This is a genomic window from Peribacillus sp. Aquil_B1, from assembly GCF_022603275.1.
Taxonomy (GTDB): domain Bacteria; phylum Bacillota; class Bacilli; order Bacillales; family DSM-1321; genus Peribacillus.
On the sequence record NZ_JAKXEE010000001.1, the window covers coordinates 484,301 to 508,426 of the forward strand.

A 24,126-nucleotide genomic window follows, 5' to 3' on the forward strand; every position below is an offset into this window, starting at 1 on the left:
TCATCAGGAAATCCATTACGTGATGTTTATCTGGAAATTTTGCTATAATGAAAAAGATAAATCAAACGATAATTCGAGGTGCTAATTATGGAAGAAATCAAAATCATTACAACTGAAGAAGTCGAAGCGAAGCTTGAGGCAGGCGAAGCGATGGAACTTGTCGATGTTCGTGAAGACGAAGAAGTGCAAGAGGGAATGATCGAAGGCGCGAAACATATTCGCATGAATGATATCCCGGCGAACCTTGACTATTTTGATAAAGAAAAAGAATATATTTTTATCTGCCGTTCAGGACGCCGCAGTGAAAATGTATGCCATTATCTTCAGGAACAAGGATATAAAGTGGCAAACATGGTTGGCGGAATGCTTGAATGGGACGGCGAAGTCATCGTTAAGTGAGGTTCTTCAAAAAGACCTGTTACTTTTGTAAGCGTAAATCCAGGAATGTGACGGTTTATTTGAATGAAGAAAGAAAAAAGATCATGGTTTGTTCACAATGCCGTGAATATGCGGAAAGACGCGCATATTTGAAGGAGTAAAAAAAAGAGACCTTTCATCATGAAAGGTCTCTTTTTTCTGTATGGACCTCTTCTAACGGGGATGTATAAATTATATGCTAAAATTAGGGTGCTGAAGTCAGAAAATATAGAAAAAGGAGAGTTGGAGAATGAATGTTCATAAAATAGCGGTCATTGCGGGTGACGGGATAGGCCCTGAGGTGATTGATGAGGGTGTAAAGGTCCTTAAAGAAGTGGCGGCAATTGCCGGGGATTTTTCTTTCCAGTTCACCTATTTTCCATGGGGCTGTGAATATTACCTTGAGCACGGCAAAATGCTGCCCGACGACGGACTGGAACAACTGATGAAGTTTGACGCCGTGTATCTTGGGGCTGTCGGTTATCCTGGTGTCCCGGACCATATTTCCTTACGTGAACTTCTGCTGAAGATCAGAAAGGGATTTGACCAATATGTGAATGTTCGACCCGTTAAATTGCTTCAAGGTGCACCCTGTCCATTAAAAGACGTGACATGTGACCAAATCGATATGGTTGTCATCCGTGAAAACAGTGAAGGGGAATATTCCGGTGCTGGTGATTGGCTTTTTAAAGGCAAGCCGGAAGAAGTCGTCCTGCAGACGGGGGTCTTTTCACGAAAGGGAACCGAGAGGATCATCCGTTATGCTTATGAACTTGCACGTAAGTCGGGCAGGACGCTGACGAGCATAAGCAAGGCGAACGCATTGAATTATTCAATGGTATTTTGGGATCAGGTTTTTGAAGAAATTGGACAAGAGTTTCCGGATGTAGAAACGAATTCCTATCTGGTCGATGCGGCGAGCATGTATTTTGTCAAGCAGCCCGAACGCTTTCAAATCGTTGTCACCTCCAATTTGTTTGGTGACATCATCACCGATTTAGGTGCTGCCATTGCAGGCGGGATGGGGCTGGCGGCCGGTGCCAATTTGAACCCGGAACGGATTTATCCTTCGATGTTCGAACCGATCCATGGTTCAGCCCCGGATATAGCACATCAAGGCATCGCCAATCCACTTGCGGCCATATGGTCCGCCAGTCAGATTCTCGATTTCTTCGGGCATGAGGTTTGGGGTGCTAAAGTGTTGGATGTGATCGAACAGGTGATGGTCGATAAAAAGGCGCTCACCCCTGATATGGGCGGGACGGCTTCTACAGAAGAAGTCGGGGATGAAGTGGTTGCATTAATATCCGCTTTACAAACAAATCAAGTATAATATTTTTGAAAAATGGGCATCCTGCACAATAACTATCATTATAGTAAAAGGGCGGGGAGAGCCGATGATACAAGTCAAATTATTTGATTATGAGCATGAAAAGGATCTTGAGGATGAAATGAACTTTTTCCTTGAAGACATTCGTGATAATCAAATCGTCGATATCAAATACAATGTGGCCACTACAGGTGAAGAGGAAGAGGAACAGATCTACTGTTTTAGCGCGATGATCATCTATAAAAAAAAATAAAGGCCGGCTGGTCTATAATCAACATTAGACTACCTATTGCTTGCTGGCAGGCAATAGGTAGTCTTTTTTTTTATGGAAATCAGGTATTTGACTTCCTGGGAAGGAGGCCTATACGATGTGGAAATTAGGACGATGTCGCTTCCCCGCCGTTGACATGAAGTGTTTGTCCTGTCACAAAACGGGAGTCATCAGAAGCGAGATAGACAAAGGTGGGAGCCAGTTCAAATGGCTGGCCTTGACGCTCCATCGGGTTATCGACTTGTGTCACTTCGTCTGCCGAGAAACTTGCCGGGATGAGGGGTGTCCAAAACCTTCCGGGCGCAACCGCGTTCACCCGGATGCCTTGATCGACAAGACTGTTTGCCAAGGCACGGGTAAAACCAATGTTGGCCCCTTTAGTCGCCGTGTAATCAATTAATTGCTTATTCCCATTAAACGTCACGACAGAAGAGGTATTAATGATGGAGGACCCAGCTTTTAAATGGGGAAGGGCAGCACGGGTCGTGTAGAAGTGGGAATAGATATTCACTTTAAAGGTATCATCGAATTGCTCATCCGTAATATCAAGCAAGCTTAATTGCTGAAATTGAATACCCACGTGGTTACAAAGAATATTGAGCTTTCCAAATGTTTCGATGGTGTCTTCCACGATCTTGATACATTGCTGTTTATCCCTTAAGTCACCAGGCAGCAGTAAGCAACGTTGCCCAAGCTCTTCAATTCTCGTTTTAGTCCGATTGGCATCCTCATGTTCATCCAGATAAGCGATGGAAACATCTGCGCCTTCTTTAGCAAAAGCGATGGCAGCCGCAGCGCCAATTCCACTATCTCCGCCAGTTATCAATGCGACACGACCAGTTAATTTTCCACTGCCCTTATAATTGGGATTTTCGATGATGGGCCGGGGCACCATTAATTTTTCTACACCAGGCTGGCGAAATTGCCGTTGCTCCGGAACCGTGATGGGGACGTCTTGATAACGAGTGATCCTTCCATAATTTGGCTGCATGGGATAGCCTTCACATGATGATTTCTTTTTTTTATCTTCTGCCATGAGGAGTCCTCCTAAAAAAGAATTTAGTCGGATTACTCTATGACGATCACGTATATGCCGTGCATGAAGAACATGTATGGGTACGGGCTCGTTGCCGTACAGCTCGAATATGCTAAAGTGTAGAAAAATAGTTTATGGAGGCCTTAATATGCCATATTATTATAGCGAAGAAGTGAAATTGTTATTGGTCGATCAATCGGATGAAAAAGTGGAGTTGTTATATGATTCCAACCCCAATACCTTTGAATTGCCGCTTATAGGACCGAGACCGCCATATTATTATAACCCGCGCTATGTGCCGTATTATCCCGTGATTTAAGGGTGAACATACTAAGGGAAAATGCAAGAGGATAGGAGTTTGCTGAAATGGGCTGCCTTGGTCTTTCGGTGAGTGGACTAAAAGCAGCCTCAATTCCCGATCATGACAGGCGTCATTAAGAAAAACTGATTATATTTATCTATGAATTTTACAAACACGGAGATAATGAGTAAAGTTATACATAATACATAGAGCGGACTGGTGTATTTAAAGGGGAGATCCATTTTGGATAACAATATAAAACAACTAATAAAAAATCTACAGCAATCGGATGGTGGACATATCTTATACTGTTTTAATGAATTGGAAACCTACATTGAAAATGAGGCAACATTCATCATTGAGGGTGTTAAACAGGGAGACCATATTCTGGTCGTCGAAAATGACCGTATCTTTCCTCTCGTGTACAAGAAATTGCAGCTTCATTTAAACGAGGAGCAATTGGAGCAAGTGCATCTTATGAATAATTTTGATTTTTATTGTTTTCATGGAGACTTCCATCCTTCGACGATGGTTAATTATTTTTTGGAAAATATCGATACATACACTGAACGCAATCAGCACGTGCGGACTTGGGGCCATGTTGAATGGGGCCATGACGATCAAGCCAGCTTAGCGATAGGCGAATATGAAAAGGGAATCAACAAACTGATCAAGGAACGAGGATTGATTTCTGTTTGTGCGTACGATGACTGCAGAGTGCCTGCCGAGCTTAAAACAAACTTGGTCAAGCATCATGGGGTCCTGGTAACCGATGAAAAAATCACGATTTTAGCAAACGGATAGAATGGAAGGGGCGAGTTATTTGGAAAGTTTTACTGAACGGGTAATTAATATCATACAACAAATCCCTTCCGGTAAAGTGATGACATATGGTCAAATTGGACAGCTCGCCGGAAGCCCGCGCGGTGCAAGGCAGGTCGTAAGGATCCTTCATTCAAGCAGCAAAAAACATGACCTTCCTTGGCACCGGGTAATCAATGCCAAAGGCGAAATTGGCATAAAAGCGGAGGGAGCCGCCGAACATCAGAAGGCGATGCTCGAGAGTGAAGGCGTCACATTCACGAAACGGGATACCATTGACCTCGAAGCATTTCGCCATCATCCAGAAATGTTTTAAAATGAACGCCGGATAATAGAGGGTTCGCGGCTGCGGACGAAAAAAGCACGGTGCAGGCCCAGATAACAGCACCTACACCGGAATCAAAGCTAACAAACACGGAATGTGTGTAGGCTTGCGAAAACGCATGTAAAAGAGGCTGATCCAAGCGGATTAGCCTCTTTGAATTATGAACGGGCATACATGGCAGCATTCATTCCGGCAAGTCTTCCGGTTACTAATGCCGATGTGATATTATAGCCACCTGTGTATCCGTGTATATCCAGAATTTCACCGCAGAAATACAGTCCGTCCATTAGTTTGGATGCCATTTCCTTTGGATGTATTTCTTTGACGGATACGCCGCCGCCCGTGACGAAGGCTTTTTCCAGCGGCTGTGTGCCGTGCACTCCGAATTGGAAGTCCTTGCATAATTCTGCAAAGCGGCGGATTTTTTCATTTGATATCGTCGCTCCTTGTTCTTGAAGGTCGATGCCGCTTCGCTCAAGCAGGAAGTGAAGGTATCGTTCAGGAACTAAGCCTTTTAAGGTGTTTTTAATGGCTTTTTTCGGTTCGGCCTTGATTTCCTTCATGATGTCTTGAAAGACCTCTTCCTTGTTTCGGTCCGGCAGGGCATCGAGTTTCATTGTCACTTCCGACAGGTTCCATTTTTTCATCGCTTTCACGACGAATTGGCTGCATCTTAGAACAGCTGGACCGGAGACGCCAAAATGGGTGAAGAGCATATCCATTCGGTGTGTGATCAGGGCCTTGCCCTTTGGGTTAAGGACACTCAATGAAACATCGCGAAGTGCGAGACCTTGGAGTGTTCGATCTTTAATGAATGTTTCATGGCTAAGTACGGGAACTTCAGTTGGGAACAGCTCGGTAATCGTATGTCCCGCCTTTTTAGCCCATGCGTAGCCGTCTCCCGTTGAACCGGTGTGGGGAACCGATTTCCCGCCGACTGCAATCACGACGGCTTCCGTGTCAATGGTCTGGCCATCTTTTAACCGGACACCGCTTGTTTTTCCATGTTCATAGAGAACTTCCGCTACTGGAGAGTTCTTATAGATCGTTACTTTTAAACTAGACAAGCGCGTCAGAAGGGCATCCACGACACTTTGCGCTTTATCGTTGACAGGGAACATCCGGCCATGGTCCTCTTCTTTAAGGGCGACGCCCAATTTTTCAAAGAATTGAATAATGTCTTCATTATTGAACTCTGAGAAAGCACTGTATAGAAATCGCCCGTTTCCAGGGATATGCTGAATGATTTCATCGATTGAGAGCCTGTTCGTCACGTTGCAGCGACCGCCGCCCGAGATTGCAAGTTTCCTTCCAAGCTTCTCGCCTTTATCCACTAACAAGACATGGGCACCTTTTTCACCGGCTGCAATTGCTGCCATCAATCCGGAAGGACCGCCGCCAATTACCACTACATCATATTTCAAATTGATCACCACTTTATCATTTTCAGTCCCTTCATTATATAGCAAGAGCCCGTCAGATTGCGAATGTAGAAGAAAAGGAATTATTTGTTTGTGTATTCTCATCGAAAACGATAAACTTGAGTGTAGTTTTCTATAGAAAAAATACTTTAATATGATAAGATAAAGAGCGTGTGAAACGTAACTGACAGAGGCAGGAAGGGATTAGATGTCATCTAAGTTTTTAAAAGGGGCTTTTATATTAACGCTGGGAGCGATCATTTCCAAGATACTTGGTTTATTTTACGTCATCCCATTTGAACATATGGTTGGGAATAAAGGGGCTACCCTCTATCAATATGGGTACGTTCCATATACCATTTTCATTAGCTTTGCAACGGCAGGCATGCCGCTTGCTGTTTCTAAATTCATTTCGAAGTATAATGCTCTTGAGGAATACGCAGTCGGTGAGAAGTTATTTAAATCGAGCCTGAAATTAATGGTAATCACCGGTTTTCTCGCTTTTTTGATTCTCTATACGATGGCTCCGCTGTTTACTGGAGTCTTTGGGGTCAGGCAGGAAGATGTCAGTGATGTCACGGAGATCATACGGGCAGTCAGCTTCGCCTTGATTTTTGTACCGTTCATGAGCATCATCCGCGGCTTCTTTCAAGGTCATGAAGCGATGGAACCAACGGCCATATCTCAGGTTATCGAACAAATTGTCCGCATCGTATTTCTTTTGGCTGGTGTGTATGTTGTTTTGAATGTCCTGGATGGAGAGTTAGTGAGAGCCATCCAAGTGGCTACCTTCGCGGCGACGGTCGGGGCTGTCGGCGGTTTAGTTGTGTTATTTTGGTATTGGAAAAAACAAAAACCCCATTTGGACAGCTTGATGAAGAAAGACCGGGGGACGATGGAAATTTCCCTGAAGGAGATCTATAAAGAAATATTTCTTTCGTCGATTCCTTTCATATTTGTCGGAATCGCGATGCCATTGTTTCAGTTTGCGGACTTATTGTCTTTCAATAAGGCGATGTCTTCAATCGGTTTGCAGCACGTCGCAGAAGATGCACTTGGGGTGTTGAATGTATATGCCCAAAAGCTTGTCTTGATTCCGATGACGCTTGCAACCGGATTTTCAATGGCACTTCTTCCCTCGGTGACGAAGGCATATGTAAGCGAGGATTCGGAAGAGTTAAACCGCCAGCTGAACCAGGCCTTCCAAATTTTGCTGTTCATTACGATTCCAGCGGTCGTTGGCATGTCGGTGCTAGCCGATCCAATCTATAGTGCCTTTTACAGCCATGATCCACTTGGAATCAGTGTCCTGAAGGCATATGCGCCCGTTTCCATCTTATTTGCGCTTTTTTCCGTTTCGGCAGCCATTTTGCAAGGCATCAATCAGCAAAAATATACGGTGCTCAGCCTGCTTGTAGGCTTTTTAATCAAACTTAGCTTGAATATCCCGATGATCAAGCTGTTTGAAACGGAAGGATCCGTTTATGCCACGGCATTTGGCTACTTGGCTGCTGTGCTGCTGAATTTGTATGTCATTACCTACTTTACTGGATATCGTTACAGCCTTACCATCAGAAGGTCTGTTTTGATCACTGTTTTTTCAATGATCATGGGACTGGCTGCATGGGGCATGAACAGTTTATTATCGCTATGGCTTACAACGGAAGGGCGCTTCCAGGCGATTTTGATCGTGGCCGTTTGTGCAATTTTTGGAGCGCTCATTTATGCGGCGCTTTCCTTAAAAAGCAAACTTGCCCATCGTTTGTTCGGTACCCGGATCGATCGGTTAAAATCTAAATTAGGATTATAAGCTGGAAGTTTGATGTGTAAAATAAAGGGTATTGAATGGTGAATCCCCAGATTAAAATATATTGGCCTTGCCTGTCATTAAAGAGGGCAAGGCTTTTTCTTGAAAAAGGCTGTAGGAGGAAACGATGAGAATAGATAAGATTTTATCCAATATTGGTTATGGCAGCAGAAAAGAAGTGAAAAAGCTCCTGAAATCCGGCGCCGTCAAGGTCAATGACAGGCTGCTTAAGGACCCGAAGGAACAAGTGGACCCTGATACGGAAATCGTTACGGTTCATGGTGAACGGGTTGAATACAGGGAATTCATCTATTTAATGATGAATAAACCGCCAGGCGTATTGTCGGCAACGGAAGACAACTACCAAGAAACGGTCATCGACATCTTGGAGCCGGAAGATTCGGTATTCGAGCCATTTCCTGTAGGCCGTCTTGATAAGGACACAGAAGGTTTATTACTGATCACGAATGACGGAAAGCTCGCCCACCAACTGCTTTCTCCAAAGAAACATGTCCCTAAAACATATTTTGCGGTCATTGATGGCGAAGTGACGGAACGGGATATCGAGGCATTCCGCAACGGCGTGACCTTGGATGATGGATACGAAACAAAACCAGGTGAATTGAACATTTTAAAATCAGGTTTGACATCGGATATCGAGCTAACGATCATGGAAGGAAAGTTCCATCAGGTGAAGCGGATGTTTGAGGCCGTTGGCAAGCGAGTCGTCTACCTAAAGCGGCTTTCCATGGGGAGTTTACAGCTTGATGAGGAACTTGAGCTTGGTGAATACCGTGAGTTGACGGCGGAGGAGCTTGAACAGTTAAAGGCAGGCCAACCGGCTGAATGATAGCTGGACACTAAAAAATGAGGCGGACAATATTGTCCGCCTCAAAGTATTTTACATATCGATCTTGTTCGGGTGGTCGTTCTTTTTACGATGACATCTTCACCTTTTTACTTGTTGTCGTCCAAAGGCCTCGGCTTGGGCTTTGAACAAGGTCATTGTATGCTAAGACATTTAAATCGCGCTGCACAGTTCGAGGAGTGATGCCAAATTCTTCTACAAGCTCTTGAGTAGAAACCGTACCGTTATTACTAATGAACATATAAACGGATTTAATACGGGTTAACATGCGATTTGTTGAAGGTTTCAAAAAATCACTCCTTATTCTTTTCATTGTTATTTTGAACAAATGAAAACAACCGATATGTCGGACAGCATTTCAGCTGTCACTATGTACTTGCTATACCCACCCTATAACTCCTCGGAAACATTTAGAAAAAATAAGATGTCATTAGCTTCATTCTACCCCTTTGCAAAAGCAAATTCTAGGAAAAGATACTAATTGACTAAATATTACATTTATTATATCAAATTTTAACAAAATTATTCTCCATACCTATAGAAAAATTAATAAAGAGCTGTTCCATTTGTTCATGATCATATTTTGCCATTACAGGATGCTTACTATGCACACAACACGAACATTGACATTTAAGGCATATACATGTTATTTTACTTAAAATGGATGGTAAATCGTAACAATTACGCTTTGTGTATTGATACAGGAATTGCTTGTAGGGTTGCGGTTACGATGTCATAATGAGGTATCGGGCAGTATAGACTTTTCATACATATCTAAAAGGATTTAAATATAAACCAATTCGAGGTAGAGCCATATGAACGAACGATTAATGGAGTTTTTATTGCGCGACGAAGTAACCAGACTTTCTGGCGTCAAAAAACAAGTGTATGAATTCATCGTGAACGAAGAAGATTATCTTGCATCAAAGGCAGACACGGTCGATCAATTCATGAGATTGCTGGTAAAGCATTCTCCGCCCAGGCTCGCAGCCCGTCATTTCAATATGCCTTATGGGGAAATCATTCGTTTCATGAATGAAATAGAAGATGAACTGAATGAGAGATTAGAGGAAAGATGCAAGAAAGTGAAGTGGATGGACTACACGGAAAAGGACCAGCAGGCATTTGAGGAATATCATAGGAAGTTATATCTATTTGTAAATTAAAATGAAAATGCCCTCGGTATGAAAGGGCATTTTTTTATTTGTGCGGAAACGTTAATCGGGAATCGAGCACCAGTTGATTGGAACGGAAGGGGCGAGACTCCTGTGTGAAATGCGAGTCCAGGGGAGACCCCACAGGCGCAAAGCGCCGAGGAGGCTCCCGGACCGACCGCGGAAAGCGAGTGCCTGGAGAGGAAATCAACGTTGTGATGAAGGTGAAGCTTTGGGCCAATTGGTCCTTGAACATCATTTATTATGGATTTCCCCGTCATTTGTTAGGACGTTCTTCGTCCCAAATGCATTGGGCATTCGCCGACCCCCTTTTGTCTACAAACTGAAAAACGGGAACTATACGACAGTATAGTTCCCGTTTTTTTCTTGCTTTTAAGAAAGAATCAAATGTGTGTCGGTCTCTTTAAACGAAGAGATGAATTCTTTATGTAATTGATCGTCGGTTATGATGTAATCAATTTTATCCAGTGACGATATCCCGATGGTCACGTCCTTCCCGAACTTTGTGCTGTCAGCGGCAACATAGACTTCTTGGGATAAATCTATGATTTTTTTTCGTGTGTTCGCTTCTTCTAAATTATAGTCGGATATGCCTTTTTCAACGGTTATGCCACTCGCGCAAATGAATGCTTTTGAAATATTCAATTCACTAAAGTTGAATAAGTAGTCAAATGCAACGATGGATTGTTCATTTCGCCTGACTTTTCCCCCAATGATCAATATCTCGATATCGCTATGAATGAGCTCATTTACAACGGGAATCGAACTGGTTATCACGGTCAGTTTCTTTTTCTGTTTTATATATTTAGCGATTTGATAGGTTGTTGAACCACTATCGATATAAATGCAATCACCATCGTCGATATACTCACTGCATTTTTGGGCGATGGATTCCTTTTCTTCTAATTGACTGAACATCCGTTCATCTATCGTCGATTCTCCAAACTTCGATTGAACCAGCTTAACGCCGCCATAGATCTTTTCTATTTTTCCTTGCCTTGTAAGAAGGTTTATATCCCTTCTGATGGTTTCGATGGAAACTTGCATTTCTTCAGTAAGCTCGGCAATCTTCATAACTTTTCTAATCGTTAATAACTCGATGATTTTCTTTTGCCTTTCAAGAGGAAGCATAAGTTTCACCCGCCTATTCTTCATATCTATCTTCCTGATATTCATTTTAAGTGTACTGTGTAGCGCAAGTATATTCAACAAGTAGATGATAAAAATATCACTAATTGGTCAAAAGTTAGTATAAAGTTAGTAACAAAGTGTTCAACATTTACAGAGTATTTACAAAAATCTCAAATTCGTTTTACAAACGGCTTTTATACTAAGGGTGTATTAAAGGAGGTGAACGGTTTGCTAAAATTACAAAATATTAGCAAGCAATTCGATGGGAAATCAGTTTTGGATCATATAAATCTTGAAATTAAAACGGGGGAGATCGTTTCACTATTAGGACCAAGTGGAAGCGGCAAAACTACTTTATTACATATAATTTTGGGCTTGACGGGTATCAATCACGGAAAAATCATTTTCAATGATACCGATTTGAGTAACGTGCCCATGAAAGACCGGGGATTTAATATCGTTTTCCAGGATTATGCTCTTTTCCCTCATTTAAATGCCTATGAAAATATCGTTTATGGATTGAGGAACAGGAAGGGATCCGTTTCCAAGGAAGAGCTTCAGGAATACATCGATTTCCTGGAATTAACACCGCATTTGAAAAAAAGGATCAGCGAATTATCCGGGGGTCAGAAACAAAGGGTTTCGATCGCAAGGACTCTTGTAATGAAACCGAAGATCCTATTACTTGATGAGCCATTGAGTGCTTTGGATGGTGTGATCAAGGAATCGATAAAGGAACGCATCAAATCCATTGCCCGGGAATATAAGCTGACGACAATCATAGTGACACATGACCCGGAAGAGGCTTTGACGATGTCCGATAAAATTTTGATCATTAATCAAGGGAACATTTCTCAATTTGGATCACCACAAGAGATCATCAATCAGCCAGCCAATGATTTTGTTAAGCAATTCATTCTTAAGCAACTGGAGATCAAGAGAGAAAATATTTATAACTTATTCGGTGAAAAGTATGCCTGATGTAAAACCGGCAATGAGAGTCATTTATATACCTATCTTACTGCTATTTGCCGCTTTTCTTTTCTTGCCGCTAGGCACATTGTTCGTCCGCTCTTTTGAAACGGCTGATGGAATCAATCTTTCGAATTATCTAACGGTCCTTTCAAATGCAGAGCTGATGGAGTCATTTGGAAACAGCGTGAAAATCTCAGGTCTCACAGCCGTCATTACGACCGTTTTAGCCTTTTTCCTGGCCTATTCCATCCATTGCACCCGATTATATAGGCCGTTAAAAAGTGTAATCAAAACAGGGATCCTAATTCCGATGCTGCTGCCCACAATCACATTCGGGTTTGCGATCATCTACTCTTTCGGTAACCAAGGAATCATAACGAAGATTTTTGGAAGGAATCTATTCGATATATACGGATTTAATGGATTATTGATAGGTTATGTGATTTATACATTGCCATCAGCTTTTCTGCTCATTAATAATTCTTTCAAGTACATGGATAAAAAGTTCATCATCGTTTCAAAATTAATGGGTGACGGAACGATAAGAAGTTTCATGAATACGATTATACGGCCATTGGCGGGAACTTTAGGTGGAGCTTTTGTACTTTCCTTCATCTTGAGCTTTACCGATTTTGGGATACCGGCTTCAGTCGGCGGAACCTACTCCGTTGTTGCGACGCAACTGTATCAAGTCATGTTAGGTTCAATCCCTGATTTCAATAGTGGTGCAGTGATTGCCATTCTCATGCTCATTCCGGTAGTATTCAGTGTTTTTCTATTAAACTATCTCGAAAAACTTAATTTCCATTATGACAAGTTCAGCGATATCGAATTGACACAGCACAAAGGGAGGGATATATGTTTTGGGGGTATCTCGCTGTTGGTCTTAATAGGGATGTTTTCTGTATTTGCAGTCATGTTCATTGCACCATTTTTAACTAGTTTCCCTTACAATCTCTCGTTCACCTTAAAGCACTTTATCGACATATTCCAATCGAGCGATTTAACGGAAGTCTATAAAAACTCCTTATTCGTTGCCTTGATGACGGCCGTACTGGGAACGTTCATTGCCTTTAGCTCGGCGGTCTTGAATGTCCGGACGCCCCTTAAGGGAAAATCGTCAATGGATATCATTTCGATGCTGACGAATACAGTACCGGGAATGGTGTTGGGCTTATCGTATTTGCTTCTGTTCAACGGCAGCAGCTGGAAGGGGACCTTTGCCATCATCATTCTATGTAACATGGTCCACTTCTTTACAACACCCTATTTAATGGCGAAGAACTCTTTATCCAAAATGAACCCTGGTTGGGAAACCACCGGGAATTTATTGGGGGATAGCTGGATCAGGACAATTTATCGTGTCATCCTGCCTAACTCGGCATCTACGGTAATCGAGATGTTCAGCTACTATTTCATCAATAGTATGGTGACGATCAGCGGAATCATCTTTTTGGTCACGGCCCAAACCACATTAGTGGCCAGTAAAATTAAAGAGCTTCAGCATTTTGCCAAATTCAATGAAATATTCATCCTGTCTTTACTTATCTTTTTTACAAATCTAGTCGTGAAGCTGCTTTGTGATCATTATCAAAAAAGACAATTCAAACATTAATGAGGGGGATATTATGTCTAAAACGATCAAGATAGCCTTACTTTCTTTAGTTGCTTTAAGTTTGGTATTTGTATTGGTGGGCCGTAATAGCGGCAAAGCGGATGAGGATAAGGTGGTCATTTATACGAATGGCGATGAAGAAGCCACTGCAGCAATGGAGACTTCCCTGAAAGATGCCGGATACGAAGGGAAATATGTCCTTCAATCATTAGGCACATCAGAGTTAGGCGGGAAACTGCTGGCAGAAGGCGCAGAAATCGAGGCAGATGTCGTGACGATGAGTTCTTATTTCATCGAAAGCGCACAAGATCAGCACTCCATGTTCCAGGACCTTTCATTCAGTACCAACGCCTTGGAAAAAAATCCAGCCTATTATACGCCGATTTTGGCAAATACCGGTTCCGTTTTTGTCAATACGGAAGTGCTTAAACAAAAAGGCCTGCCGATGCCTACCTCGATTAAGGATTTGACAAAGCCGGAATATAAAGGGTTCGTTTCAATTCCTAATATCCTGGACTCTTCAACAGGATGGCTGTTAGTTCAAGCAATAATCAGCCAATACGGTGACGCAGAGGGGAAAAAGGTTCTCCATGACTTAATAGCAAATAGCGGTCCGCATCTTGAGAGCTCAGGTTCAGGCCCAATCAATAAAGTGCAAGCAGGGGAAGTGGCTGCCGGTTTTGGTTTACGCTACCAAGCTGTGATGGCTAAAGAGTCAGGCTTACCGATCAAGTTCGTCGATCCGGTTGAGGGGAATTTCTCCTACACGGAATCTGTGGCTGTCGTGAATAAAGATAATGAAGCTAAAACAAGTTTAGCAATGAAAATGGCAGAAACAATCAGTAAAGATGCTAGAGAAGAATTGCTGAAACATTACCCGGTCGCACTTTATGAAGGGGAAAAGGTAACGGAAAAGAACAAACCGGCCCACCCTAAGAAATACAAGCAGCCCCTAACGGTCGAATTATTAAAACAGCATCAAGAGTTCTTTAAATCAGCACAATGATGAATACAGTGAGGAGTGAAGGAAAATGAATACTTATAAACTATTAACGCCTGGACCGCTGACCACAACAAGTACGGTGAAACAGGAAATGCTTGTTGACCGCTGTACGTGGGAAAATGATTATAAAGAAATCACGCAAAAAATCAGATCCCAGCTTCTTGAATTGGCATATGCTGCAAACGGAGAATATACGGCTGTACTTATGCAGGGAAGCGGCTCGTTTGTTGTAGAATCAGTGCTGACGACTGCACTTTCAATATCCGATAAAGTGCTGATCATTACGAATGGCGCATATGGAAAACGGATTGTGAAAATGGCGGAGTGCATCGGACTGAATCATGTGGAATATGGCGTTGAATACAATGAATTTCCAAAGGAGACTGAAATCCGGAAGCTTTTACTGGAAGACCGTGACATCACACATATAGCGATGGTTCATTGTGAAACGACGACAGGGATTTTAAATCCGATAGAAATGGTTTCGAAGATATCAAAGGAACAAGGGAAAATCTTGATCATTGATGCGATGAGCAGCTTTGGCGGAGTGGAGATGAATGTGCATGAACTTGGAATCGATTATTTGATCAGCAGTGCGAATAAATGCATTCAAGGGATCCCCGGTTTTGGTTTTGTCATTGCAAAGCTTGAGAAATTGTTGGTTTGTGAAGGCAATGCCCGCAGTTTGTCCCTGGATTTATATGATCAGTGGAAAGAGATGGACAAGGATGGGAAATGGCGTTTCACATCTCCGACGCATGTAGTGGCAGCGTTTGCTAAAGCATTGGGAGAATTAACGGAAGAAGGCGGCATTCCAGCCAGATTCGCCCGCTATAAAAATAATAATGATAGGCTGAGAGAGCTGATGGGGAAATTGGGCATTCATGCATATATCTCACCTGATAAACAATCGCCCATCATTACAACATTCCTTTTTCCAACTGAAACCTTTGATTTTGAGGACTTCTACAATTTCATCAAAGAGAGGGGCTATGTTATTTACCCCGGAAAGCTGACTGACATAGATACATTCCGGATCGGCAATATTGGCGAAATCCATGAAGAAGATATCGAGGAACTTGGCAGGATCGTAGAAAAATATATGAAAGTGGTGACAGTATGAATAAGGTAGAGGGAATCATTTTGGATTGGGCAGGAACAGCTGTGGATTTTGGATGTTTTGCACCAGTGAATGTTTTTGTGGATATTTTTAAGAATGCTGGACTTGATGTGACGATGGAGGAAGCCAGAGCACCGATGGGCATGCTGAAAATCGACCATATTCGTGCGATGCTGACCATGCCAAGGATATCATCGTTATGGGAAGAACAATACGGAAGACCATTCAATGAGGAAGACGTTGAAAAACTATATGCTGAATTCGAACCGGCGCTGATGATGTCATTGGCGGATTATACAGATCCCATTTCAGGGGTTATCGAGACGGTGGAAGCATTAAGGAATCGCGGCCTGAAGATTGGGTCGACAACGGGATATACGGATTCAATGATGGAGGTCGTCGTAGCCAATGCTTTGAAAAAAGGGTATGGGCCGGATTTCCATGTAACCCCTGATGCAACCCATTCGATTGGCAGGCCTTATCCTTACATGATCTATCGGAATATGGAAGAATTGAAACTAGCGGCATCATGGAAGGTAGTGAAGGTAGGCGATACCACTTCCGATATGCAAGAGGCAGTGAACGCTGGAGTATGGTCGGTCGGAATCATTGTCGGAAGCTCCGAAATGGGATTGAGTTTGGATGAGTATACAAGTTTACCAGAACGAGATAAACAAAACCTCATCTCTAAAACAGCAGAGACCTTTATGCAAAACGGAGCCGACTTCACCATCAAAACGATGGAGGAACTACCTGAACTCATAGATCGCATCAACCTTCTTATAGCAGAAGGGAAAAGACCTCGTTCAAGCTAATATTCAGTGCAGTATCTTTCATCCTTAAATGAGATGAAGGATAGCTGCACTTTTTTTTCGCTTGCCTGAACATCATTACATGGCTTATTTTCAATCTCATACAAACGTGCAGAATGATGATATTTTTGAAATTTAACTCGACTGCTTATTGTAATATATGAAAAAAGAGTGTACCATTAAATGAGAATGATAATCAATCACATTTGATTACCGGGGAGTGGACGTTAATGGAACAGCAGGAATTATTTGATGTAACGGTTATTGGAGGAGGGCCAGCAGGCCTTTACTCCACTTTTTATAGCGGACTTAGAGAAATGAAAGTTAAACTGATTGAATACCAGCCACGGCTAGGCGGGAAAATCCATGTCTATCCAGAGAAGATGATTTGGGATGTTGGAGGGCTGACACCCACTACTGGGGAAAAATTAATTGAGCAGTTAGTGGAGCAAGGTTTAACATTCAATCCAACAGTCATCTTGAATGAAAAAGTGGAATCAATCACACGCAATGAAGAAGGTATCTTCGTTTTACATACGGCTTCAGGTCAAATGCATTTTTCCAAGACGATCATTGTCGCGGTTGGCGGCGGAATCCTGAATCCGCAAAAGTTGGAAATAGACGGGGCAGAAAGGTTTGAAGTCTCCAATTTAAACTATACTGTCAAGTCTTTCAATCGTTTCAAGGATAAGACGGTGATCATTTCAGGCGGCGGGAATTCTGCAATAGACTGGGCAAATGAATTGGAGCCCATCGCCAAAAAGGTGTATCTGACATACAGGAAAGATAGTTTAGCAGGACATGAATCACAAGCAAGGCAATTGATGGAAAGCTCTGCTGTCTGTTTCTTGAATACGACGATTACAAAATTGATCGCTTGCGCTGATCATGAATCAATTGAACATGTTGAACTGACGAATCACGCAACGGGAGAGGTTTCTTACTTACCGATCGATGAGGTCATCATCAATCATGGTTATGAGCGTGATACATCGCTGCTTCGAAATAGTAAAGTGGACATTGCCATTGCCGACAATTATTATATTGAAGGTACTTCTGCAAGTGAATCCTCGATGGATGGAATATACGCTGCTGGTGATATCTTAAAGCATGAAGGTAAATTGAACCTGATAGCAGGTACTTTTCAAGATGCTGCAAATGCCGTAAACAAGGCAAAGCAATATATCCAGCCTGACGCTCACGGAGTGGGGATGGTTTCTTCCCATAATGAAATCTTTAAAAAGCGCAACAGGGAATTGATCAAGGAAATGATGAAACCGGCTGGAGTACTTTAAAGGGAAACGGAATAAAGCTCCAGGGCCTCATTGGCCCTGGAGCTTTTAGTATCTTCGAAATTATAGAGATTCTTTAATGACCTTTTTGTAATGAAAAACGGATAGGATTCCGAAGATCGAATACAATGCCGTATATAATGCCATGACGATGATCATCGGTGTCCAAACTTCGGTCCCGAAAAAGAACCATCCTGATTGGACTGCAAAATAACTGTGAAGCAGCCCGACGACTAAAGGAATGCCGAAATTGAAAACTTGTTTTGCTTGGATTCCCCTTAGTAAGTCACCACGCGTGAATCCCAGTTTTCTTAAAATCGTATAATTGGATTTTTCCCCTTCACTTTCATCCATTTGCTTGAAATAAAGGATGCAGCCGGATGTGATGAGGAAGGTTAATCCCAAGAAGCCGACTATGAACATCATAAGACCCATATTCTTCTTCTGGTTGGTGAAATTTTCTAATTGGGAATCATTTACATGTTCTTCTTTAAAATTCATTTTACTGAATAGATCATTCGCTTTTTCAAGTTCAGCTTCATCCTTCACATCAATGCCGATATTAACGGATGATACTTTTTGGATTTTCGGGTCGACATCCTTTTTCAAACGGTCGAATATCGTTTGGTCTACAATGGCAACGGGCAGTCCGCCACTCGTGAAGTAATAGGACAGGAACGTATCATCATTCAAACCCATATATGTTTGCGGAATCACTTCATTTTTGCCCTTCAGTTCAATCTTTCCGGAATCCTTCAAGGATATGACCTTCTCCATCATATTACTGTATCCGCTGAAAAGGGTCTCATCGTCAGTAAGGTTGATTTCTTTAACGGATTCATCACTGATGACGGGAACGGTCATGATGTCCGAATCGAAGTTCACTCCTTCGAGGCTCGTTTCCATTATTTCCTTTACGTTGACATCCACTTGAATGACATCTATGACCTTTTCGTCATAATCAATTTTACTGTCTGATAAAGCTTTTTTGAATGTATCCGCATCTCCCTTATCCGTCATCGAAAAATCGGTAGGGATACTGCTTTGTGCCATTTTCTCCGCTGAGTAGTAGGAGATATAGCTTAATGATAATAAACCGATTGCCAAAGCGGAAACGGTCGTTATGATCGTCAATAATATCGCATTCGATTTCATCCGGAACATGATGGATGAAAGGGACAATACTTCATTGATGTTCAAATAGCCATTTTTCTTTTTACGGATGATATTAAAGATGAAGCTTACGGATCCTTTATAGAATAGGTAGGTACCGATGATGACGGTTGCCAGAATGAAGATCATGGCCATAAAAAGCTCGGTCATCTGTGTGAAAGCTCCATCGAATAATTTGGATGAAACGACATAGCCAGCAATGATCAGGATGATTCCGAATATCCCGATGATCATTTCGAACATCGAAACCTTTTTCACTTTTCCTTCCGTCATTGAAGTCACTCTAAATAAAGATAGAATGGTTTGCCTTTTAATGAAGGCATAATTCATCAACATGATTAAAAGATAGATGGCACTAAAAACGAGCACGGTTTGCACTAGCGGTTGAAAAGAAAATGTAAGAGTCGCAATTGCCTCGACACCCATTATTTTAAATAGTATCATGATGATCAATTTTGAAGCGGCAAACCCTACAAAGATTCCCAGGAATACGGAACAGAAATACAGGATCAGGTTTTCCACACTCAGGATACGGAATATCCTGTTCTTCGTCATGCCTATCAATTGGAATAAACCAATTTCTTTACTGCGTCTTTTTATGAAAATGCTATTGGCATATAAAAGGAATATGGAAACAATCGCAACAAGCAGAATCGATGCAGCCTTGATGGAGGCGGCCCCTTTCACCGTACCCTCCGCTTCATCAAGCGATGGGTCATATTGCAAGGTGACAAAAGCAAAGTAAAGGGAAGCGCTGAAGACCAGGGCAAACACATATAGATAATAGTTCTTCAGATTCTTCTTCAGATTTCGCAAGATGAGTTGATTAATGCTCATTTTGAACCCCTCCCAATACACCTTGTGTTTTCATGATGTCCTTGAAGAAGGTTTGTCTGGATTCTTCACCCTTATTCAATTGGGTATAGATTTGTCCATCTTTAATGAAAATGACTCGGCTGCAATAACTGGCGGCCACGGGATCATGGGTTACCATGATGATGGTCGCTTTGTGCTTCCGATTCATTTCGCCCAGTTTGTTCAGTAAATCGGAAGCTGATTTTGAATCAAGCGCCCCAGTCGGTTCATCCGCAAATATGATGCTTGGATCATGGATGAAAGCCCGTGCTGCAGAAGTACGCTGTTTTTGACCGCCGGAAATTTCATTTGGGTATTTATCCATCACTTCATATATGCCCAGTTCCTTCGCCACGCTATCAAACTTTTGTGCCGCTTCATTAGCGGGCGTTTTTGTAATGGATAAGGGCAAAAGGATATTTTCTTTGACAGTCAGTGTGTCCAATAAGTTATATTCCTGGAAGATGAAGCCCAGATGGTTCTTACGGAATTCGGCCAAATTCTTTTCTTTCATCCCCGAAATCTCTTTTCCATCGATCGTAATGGTACCGTTGCTGATTTTATCAATCGAGGAAAGGACATTCAGCAAAGTCGTTTTTCCTGAACCGGACGCACCCATGATACTTACGAATTCACCTTCTTGTATGCTTATATCGAGACCCTTTAATACTTCTTGTTTATTGAATTTATTACCATAGCTTTTATGGATTTTTTTCGCTTCTAATATATTCATTTGGATACACTCCTTTTTTTCTATATCCTCATTATAAAAGGCCATGTATTTCTTTTCCTTCGTTTGGACGAACAAAGAATAAAAGCATGTGACACTTTTGTCACATGCTTGTGATATTCACGAAATCATTTCTTTTTGGGAAGGTCAAGGTAACGGACGTCCCGGTTCCAAGCTCTGATTTAACATCAATGGAGATGAATAGGGACTCGGCTGCATTCTTTGTTAAATATAAACCCATGCCAGTTGCCGCAGTGTCACGATGATTTGTCGTGGATGTAAATCCTTTTTCAAATATGCGGGATAAATCCTTTGGGTCAATGCCCCGTCCAGAATCCTGCACTTCAAGAACCGTTTGTCCCGCTTGCACATGGCTAAATATCATGATATCTGAGTTTTCACTGTATTTAATGGAGTTGGTCAAGAGCTGCCTCATGATAAAGGCCAGCCATTTGGCATCAGTAAGCACTTCGGTTACATCCAATTGTATGTCGAAGCCGATCCCTTTTTGAATGCACCATGATCGCAGCGTTTTAATCTCATCAAAGATTATTGTTTCCAAATCAGTTTTCTCTATATACAAATCATTTTCGATGAAAGGCATGCGTCTTTGATGGAGCTGCTGATCAAGAAGAAGGTGAATGCGCAGCCACTCATAAGTCAAATGCGATTTCAGCAATTCATCATCCAAGCGGTCGATCATTAAATGCATCGCCGTCAACGGTGTCTTCACTTCATGAATCCAAGATAATAATTCATCCTTCTCCTGCTCTAAAGTCATTCGGCCAATTGCTGCGGATTGCTTCAATATTTCAGTTTGATTAATGATGCTGTTTTCTATGATTTTTTCGAAAGGGCTTTCCGGTTCGGCTATATTCGTAATATCCAGGTTGTCTTCCCTCATTTCTAAACTTTTATAAAAAAACGTTTCTTTTTTATAGCGGAATATCAAAAACATACTGAATATGAGCAACGACAAAAAAACAATATACAGTATTGGTTTTAACGGAATCGCCGAATCCAGATAAGCGACAAAGATAATGAATAGATGAAGAAGTATGTAAAATGTAATCCAGCTGAACCTTTCCACGAGATATTTTCCAATCATGCATTTGCCTCTTCTACGGCGATATAGCCCTGTCCGACCTTCGTTTCGATAAAATGCCCTAAACCCAATTCATCCAACCTCTTTCGTAAACGGTTCACATTCACTGTAAGGGTGTTATCGCTTATGAAACGCTTGTCATCCCATAAGCTGTTGATCAACTCTTCGCGGCTTACAATCTTGTTTTTCTGTTCAATGAGCTTTTTCAAGATGAAAATTTCATTTTTCGTCAATTCGATTGTGCCCGTCTCGGCCGATACCGTGTTCTTCTCGTAATCCACGGTGGCGCCGCACCAGGTTTTCAATTCGATCTTTTCCGTATTGTAATTATAGACACGGCGAAGGGTGGCCTGTATCTTCGCGATGAGTACATCGAAATGAAAAGGCTTCTGGATAAAATCATCTGCTCCAAGCTGCATGGACATCACCATATCGGTAGGATGATCACGTGATGATAAAAAGATGATGGGAACATTTGAATGGGCCCTGATCATTCTGCACCAATGAAATCCATCAAACTTCGGCAACTGTATATCAATGATGACCAAATCAGGTTTTATGTCCGTGAATTCCTGAACCACTTTACTAAAATCACCGATTCCGTAAATATCATAAGACCATTGCGCCAATCTATCTTTAATTTCATTGAATAACGTCGTATCATCTTCTATCAATAGAAGTTTAAACAATGGGTTCACCGCACTTTCCAGCTTTTTCTTAAAAGTATATAGTAAAACCTTTATAGGTTCTAGAGCAAGGGAGGGACAGGGGAGGTAATAGACTACTGGTTGTGTGTAAACCATTATTATATTAAAATTGGCATAATGAATGGAGGAAGTGAATTTATGCCTGATTTGCCTAATTGCCCTGCATGTGATTCAGAATATACATACGAAGACGGCAGTCTTTTTATTTGCCCGGAATGCGCCCACGAGTGGACGGTGGAAGCCGAAACGGAAAATGGCGATCAAAAGAAGGTTATCAAAGATGCTAATGGAAATGCCTTGAACGATGGTGATACCGTTACGGTAATCAAGGATCTTAAAGTGAAAGGGAGCTCATCCGTCTTAAAAATGGGCACTAAAGTCAAAAGTATCCGTCTAGTTGATGGTGATCATGATATTGATTGTAAGATTGATGGTTTTGGTGCAATGAAATTAAAATCCCAATTTGTTAAAAAGGTATAATTAAAAACGGCCTAATCCATTGATTAGACCGTTTTTTCACATTACTTCTTAATAAACTTTGTCGCCGTTAAAGATGGAATTCTTAACAACTACATAATCCACATTCCTGATGGCCTCTAACTTTGTACCACCTGCATATGAAATGGATGACTGAAGGTCTTGTTCCATTTCCTTCAACGTATCTTCCAAAGATCCTTTGTGCTCGACAAACATCTTTTTGCCTTCAACGTTTTTCTTTTCACCTTTTTGGAATTCAGAAGCTGAACCGAAGTATTCTTTAAAGGCCTTTCCATCTTTCTCGATCGTTTGACCTGGAGATTCTTCATGTCCGGCAAATAGTGAACCGATCATGACCATTGAAGCTCCAAATCTAACTGATTTGGCAATATCACCGTTCGTGCGAATGCCGCCGTCAGCTATGATTGGCTTGCTTGCCGCTTTTGCACACCAGCGAAGTGCAGCTAATTGCCAGCCACCCGTTCCAAATCCAGTCTTGATTTTAGTGATGCATACTTTCCCTGGTCCAATACCCACCTTTGTAGCATCCGCACCAGCATGTTCCAATTCACGTACCGCTTCAGGAGTTCCTACATTTCCTGCAATGACAAAACTTTCAGGTAAATGTTTTTTAATATGCTGTATCATCTTAATCACGGCATTGGAATGTCCGTGTGCAATATCTATCGTAATGTATTCAGGCACAATGTTGTCATTCGATAATTGTTCGATGAATCCGTATTCTTCGTCTTTAACGCCGACACTGATGGAAGCGATCAATTCTCTTGAATGCATGTCTTTAATGAAAGTCAGGCGTTTTTCTGGCTCAAAACGATGCATTACATAAAAGTAACCGTTTTCAGCCAAGTAAATGGCAATCTTTTCATCAATGATTGTTTGCATATTGGCAGGTACTACAGGTAACTTGAATGTATGTTTACCCAAAGTAACGGATGTATCACACTCAGAACGGCTATTTACTACACATTTTGCAGGAATTAATTGAATATCTTCATAATCAAACACGTTTTCCATGTTATGCACCTCTATATACGAATATTTTTGTCTTTTTATATAAAAATTGTTCGCCCATTAGGTAATGTACATCATTTTTGACAGTAAGTCAAAATTTTTATTGGTTTTATTTTGATTTTATTTCAACTTGATGGGAAATCCGTAACAGGATAGGGAGCGAAATAGACAACGAAAATGATACTTTGGAACGTTGATTTCCTCTTCAGGCACTCGCTTTTCCCGCAGGAGTCTCGCGCCTTCCGTTCCAATCTACTTTGTTTTAAAAGATAGAACTTCCTTTGTCTACAAACTAGATAATAATTGTTTGCCGACAGTTTTTTGTG

At 41.8% G+C, this 24,126-nt stretch carries 25 protein-coding genes; 16 read left to right on the forward strand and 9 right to left on the reverse strand.

Annotated features, from left to right (window positions below; translation table 11 throughout):
• Positions 1-87: 87 nt before the first annotated feature.
• The 3 genes from MPH60_RS02420 (at position 88) to MPH60_RS02430 (ending at position 2,000) form a co-directional block, all read left to right on the forward strand.
• Positions 88-399 (forward strand): rhodanese-like domain-containing protein, encoded by a 312-nt coding sequence (locus MPH60_RS02420; protein ID WP_034309364.1) that lies wholly within the window; start codon positions 88-90, stop codon positions 397-399.
• A 268-nt stretch (positions 400-667) separates the two neighbouring features.
• Entirely contained in the window at positions 668-1,750 is a 1,083-nt protein-coding gene (locus MPH60_RS02425; RefSeq protein WP_241589066.1) for a tartrate dehydrogenase, read from the forward strand.
• A gap of 64 nt (positions 1,751-1,814) precedes the next feature.
• The gene (locus MPH60_RS02430) at positions 1,815-2,000 is read left to right on the forward strand and encodes a sporulation protein Cse60 (protein ID WP_048682016.1); all 186 of its coding nucleotides are present in this window, start codon (positions 1,815-1,817) and stop codon (positions 1,998-2,000) included.
• A 124-nt stretch (positions 2,001-2,124) separates the two neighbouring features.
• Here MPH60_RS02430 and MPH60_RS02435 read toward each other — a convergent pair whose 3' ends face one another.
• Positions 2,125-3,054 carry an SDR family oxidoreductase gene (locus tag MPH60_RS02435; protein WP_241589065.1) on the reverse strand — a complete coding sequence of 310 codons (930 nt, stop codon included), beginning with the start codon at positions 3,052-3,054 and terminating at the stop codon, positions 2,125-2,127.
• Positions 3,055-3,202: 148 nt separating this feature from the next.
• Between MPH60_RS02435 and MPH60_RS02440 the strand changes: the two genes are divergently transcribed.
• The 3 genes from MPH60_RS02440 (at position 3,203) to MPH60_RS02450 (ending at position 4,493) form a co-directional block, all read left to right on the forward strand.
• A complete protein-coding gene (locus MPH60_RS02440; RefSeq protein ID WP_170971649.1) occupies positions 3,203-3,373 on the forward strand; it encodes a hypothetical protein in 171 nt (56 codons plus the stop codon).
• A gap of 225 nt (positions 3,374-3,598) precedes the next feature.
• A complete protein-coding gene (locus MPH60_RS02445) occupies positions 3,599-4,159 on the forward strand; it encodes an MEDS domain-containing protein (RefSeq protein ID WP_241589064.1) in 561 nt (186 codons plus the stop codon).
• Between the two features lies 1 nt (position 4,160).
• On the forward strand, positions 4,161-4,493 hold the full coding sequence (locus MPH60_RS02450; RefSeq protein WP_405389214.1) for an MGMT family protein: 333 nt from the start codon (positions 4,161-4,163) through the stop codon (positions 4,491-4,493).
• A gap of 167 nt (positions 4,494-4,660) precedes the next feature.
• On the opposite strand, the gene MPH60_RS02455 is transcribed toward MPH60_RS02450, so the two are convergent.
• Positions 4,661-5,926: an NAD(P)/FAD-dependent oxidoreductase gene (locus tag MPH60_RS02455; protein WP_241589063.1), complete on the reverse strand. Its 1,266-nt coding sequence runs from the start codon at positions 5,924-5,926 to the stop codon at positions 4,661-4,663.
• Positions 5,927-6,131: 205 nt separating this feature from the next.
• Here MPH60_RS02455 and MPH60_RS02460 point away from each other — a divergent pair, with 205 nt between their 5' ends.
• Both MPH60_RS02460 and MPH60_RS02465 read left to right on the forward strand, forming a co-directional pair.
• Complete coding sequence (locus MPH60_RS02460) at positions 6,132-7,733, forward strand: putative polysaccharide biosynthesis protein (protein ID WP_241589062.1); 1,602 nt, start codon at positions 6,132-6,134, stop codon at positions 7,731-7,733.
• Positions 7,734-7,857: 124 nt separating this feature from the next.
• Positions 7,858-8,580 (forward strand): pseudouridine synthase, encoded by a 723-nt coding sequence (locus tag MPH60_RS02465; protein WP_076364518.1) that lies wholly within the window; start codon positions 7,858-7,860, stop codon positions 8,578-8,580.
• An 85-nt stretch (positions 8,581-8,665) separates the two neighbouring features.
• On the opposite strand, the gene MPH60_RS02470 is transcribed toward MPH60_RS02465, so the two are convergent.
• Positions 8,666-8,887: a DeoR family transcriptional regulator gene (locus MPH60_RS02470; RefSeq protein WP_034309346.1), complete on the reverse strand. Its 222-nt coding sequence runs from the start codon at positions 8,885-8,887 to the stop codon at positions 8,666-8,668.
• A gap of 526 nt (positions 8,888-9,413) precedes the next feature.
• Here MPH60_RS02470 and MPH60_RS02475 point away from each other — a divergent pair.
• A complete protein-coding gene (locus tag MPH60_RS02475; RefSeq protein ID WP_101223034.1) occupies positions 9,414-9,764 on the forward strand; it encodes a hypothetical protein in 351 nt (116 codons plus the stop codon).
• A 381-nt stretch (positions 9,765-10,145) separates the two neighbouring features.
• Here the strand turns inward: MPH60_RS02475 and MPH60_RS02480 are convergent, their stop codons facing one another.
• On the reverse strand, positions 10,146-10,904 hold the full coding sequence (locus MPH60_RS02480) for a DeoR/GlpR family DNA-binding transcription regulator (RefSeq protein ID WP_241589399.1): 759 nt from the start codon (positions 10,902-10,904) through the stop codon (positions 10,146-10,148).
• Between the two features lie 228 nt (positions 10,905-11,132).
• Between MPH60_RS02480 and MPH60_RS02485 the strand changes: the two genes are divergently transcribed.
• From MPH60_RS02485 to MPH60_RS02510, 6 genes are all read left to right on the forward strand, one after another.
• Positions 11,133-11,885, forward strand: a complete 753-nt coding sequence (locus tag MPH60_RS02485; protein ID WP_241589061.1) for an ABC transporter ATP-binding protein — start codon at positions 11,133-11,135, stop codon at positions 11,883-11,885.
• On the forward strand, positions 11,878-13,494 hold the full coding sequence (locus MPH60_RS02490; protein ID WP_241589060.1) for an ABC transporter permease subunit: 1,617 nt from the start codon (positions 11,878-11,880) through the stop codon (positions 13,492-13,494). The genes MPH60_RS02485 and MPH60_RS02490 overlap by 8 nt, the downstream gene beginning before the upstream one ends.
• 13 nt (positions 13,495-13,507) lie before the next feature.
• Positions 13,508-14,500 carry an extracellular solute-binding protein gene (locus tag MPH60_RS02495; protein ID WP_241589059.1) on the forward strand — a complete coding sequence of 331 codons (993 nt, stop codon included), beginning with the start codon at positions 13,508-13,510 and terminating at the stop codon, positions 14,498-14,500.
• Between the two features lie 25 nt (positions 14,501-14,525).
• On the forward strand, positions 14,526-15,620 hold the full coding sequence (gene phnW / locus MPH60_RS02500; protein WP_241589058.1) for a 2-aminoethylphosphonate--pyruvate transaminase: 1,095 nt from the start codon (positions 14,526-14,528) through the stop codon (positions 15,618-15,620).
• The gene (gene phnX / locus MPH60_RS02505; protein WP_241589057.1) at positions 15,617-16,432 is read left to right on the forward strand and encodes a phosphonoacetaldehyde hydrolase; all 816 of its coding nucleotides are present in this window, start codon (positions 15,617-15,619) and stop codon (positions 16,430-16,432) included. The genes phnW and phnX overlap by 4 nt, the downstream gene beginning before the upstream one ends.
• A gap of 227 nt (positions 16,433-16,659) precedes the next feature.
• Positions 16,660-17,724: an NAD(P)/FAD-dependent oxidoreductase gene (locus MPH60_RS02510; protein ID WP_241589056.1), complete on the forward strand. Its 1,065-nt coding sequence runs from the start codon at positions 16,660-16,662 to the stop codon at positions 17,722-17,724.
• A 60-nt stretch (positions 17,725-17,784) separates the two neighbouring features.
• On the opposite strand, the gene MPH60_RS02515 is transcribed toward MPH60_RS02510, so the two are convergent.
• From MPH60_RS02515 to MPH60_RS02530, 4 genes are all read right to left on the reverse strand, one after another.
• Entirely contained in the window at positions 17,785-19,731 is a 1,947-nt protein-coding gene (locus MPH60_RS02515) for an FtsX-like permease family protein (RefSeq protein ID WP_241589055.1), read from the reverse strand.
• On the reverse strand, positions 19,721-20,482 hold the full coding sequence (locus MPH60_RS02520; RefSeq protein WP_241589054.1) for an ABC transporter ATP-binding protein: 762 nt from the start codon (positions 20,480-20,482) through the stop codon (positions 19,721-19,723). The genes MPH60_RS02515 and MPH60_RS02520 overlap by 11 nt, the downstream gene beginning before the upstream one ends.
• Positions 20,483-20,582: 100 nt before the next feature.
• The gene (locus MPH60_RS02525) at positions 20,583-21,587 is read right to left on the reverse strand and encodes a sensor histidine kinase (protein ID WP_241589053.1); all 1,005 of its coding nucleotides are present in this window, start codon (positions 21,585-21,587) and stop codon (positions 20,583-20,585) included.
• Complete coding sequence (locus MPH60_RS02530) at positions 21,584-22,273, reverse strand: response regulator transcription factor (protein ID WP_054400643.1); 690 nt, start codon at positions 22,271-22,273, stop codon at positions 21,584-21,586. Before MPH60_RS02530 ends, MPH60_RS02525 begins: the two co-directional genes overlap by 4 nt.
• Before the next feature lie 156 nt (positions 22,274-22,429).
• On the opposite strand from MPH60_RS02530, the gene MPH60_RS02535 reads away from it, so the two are divergent.
• On the forward strand, positions 22,430-22,771 hold the full coding sequence (locus MPH60_RS02535) for a zinc ribbon domain-containing protein YjdM (RefSeq protein WP_241589052.1): 342 nt from the start codon (positions 22,430-22,432) through the stop codon (positions 22,769-22,771).
• Positions 22,772-22,819: 48 nt separating this feature from the next.
• Here the strand turns inward: MPH60_RS02535 and guaC are convergent, their stop codons facing one another.
• Complete coding sequence (gene guaC / locus MPH60_RS02540; protein WP_241589051.1) at positions 22,820-23,803, reverse strand: GMP reductase; 984 nt, start codon at positions 23,801-23,803, stop codon at positions 22,820-22,822.
• Between the last annotated feature and the right edge of the window lie 323 nt (positions 23,804-24,126).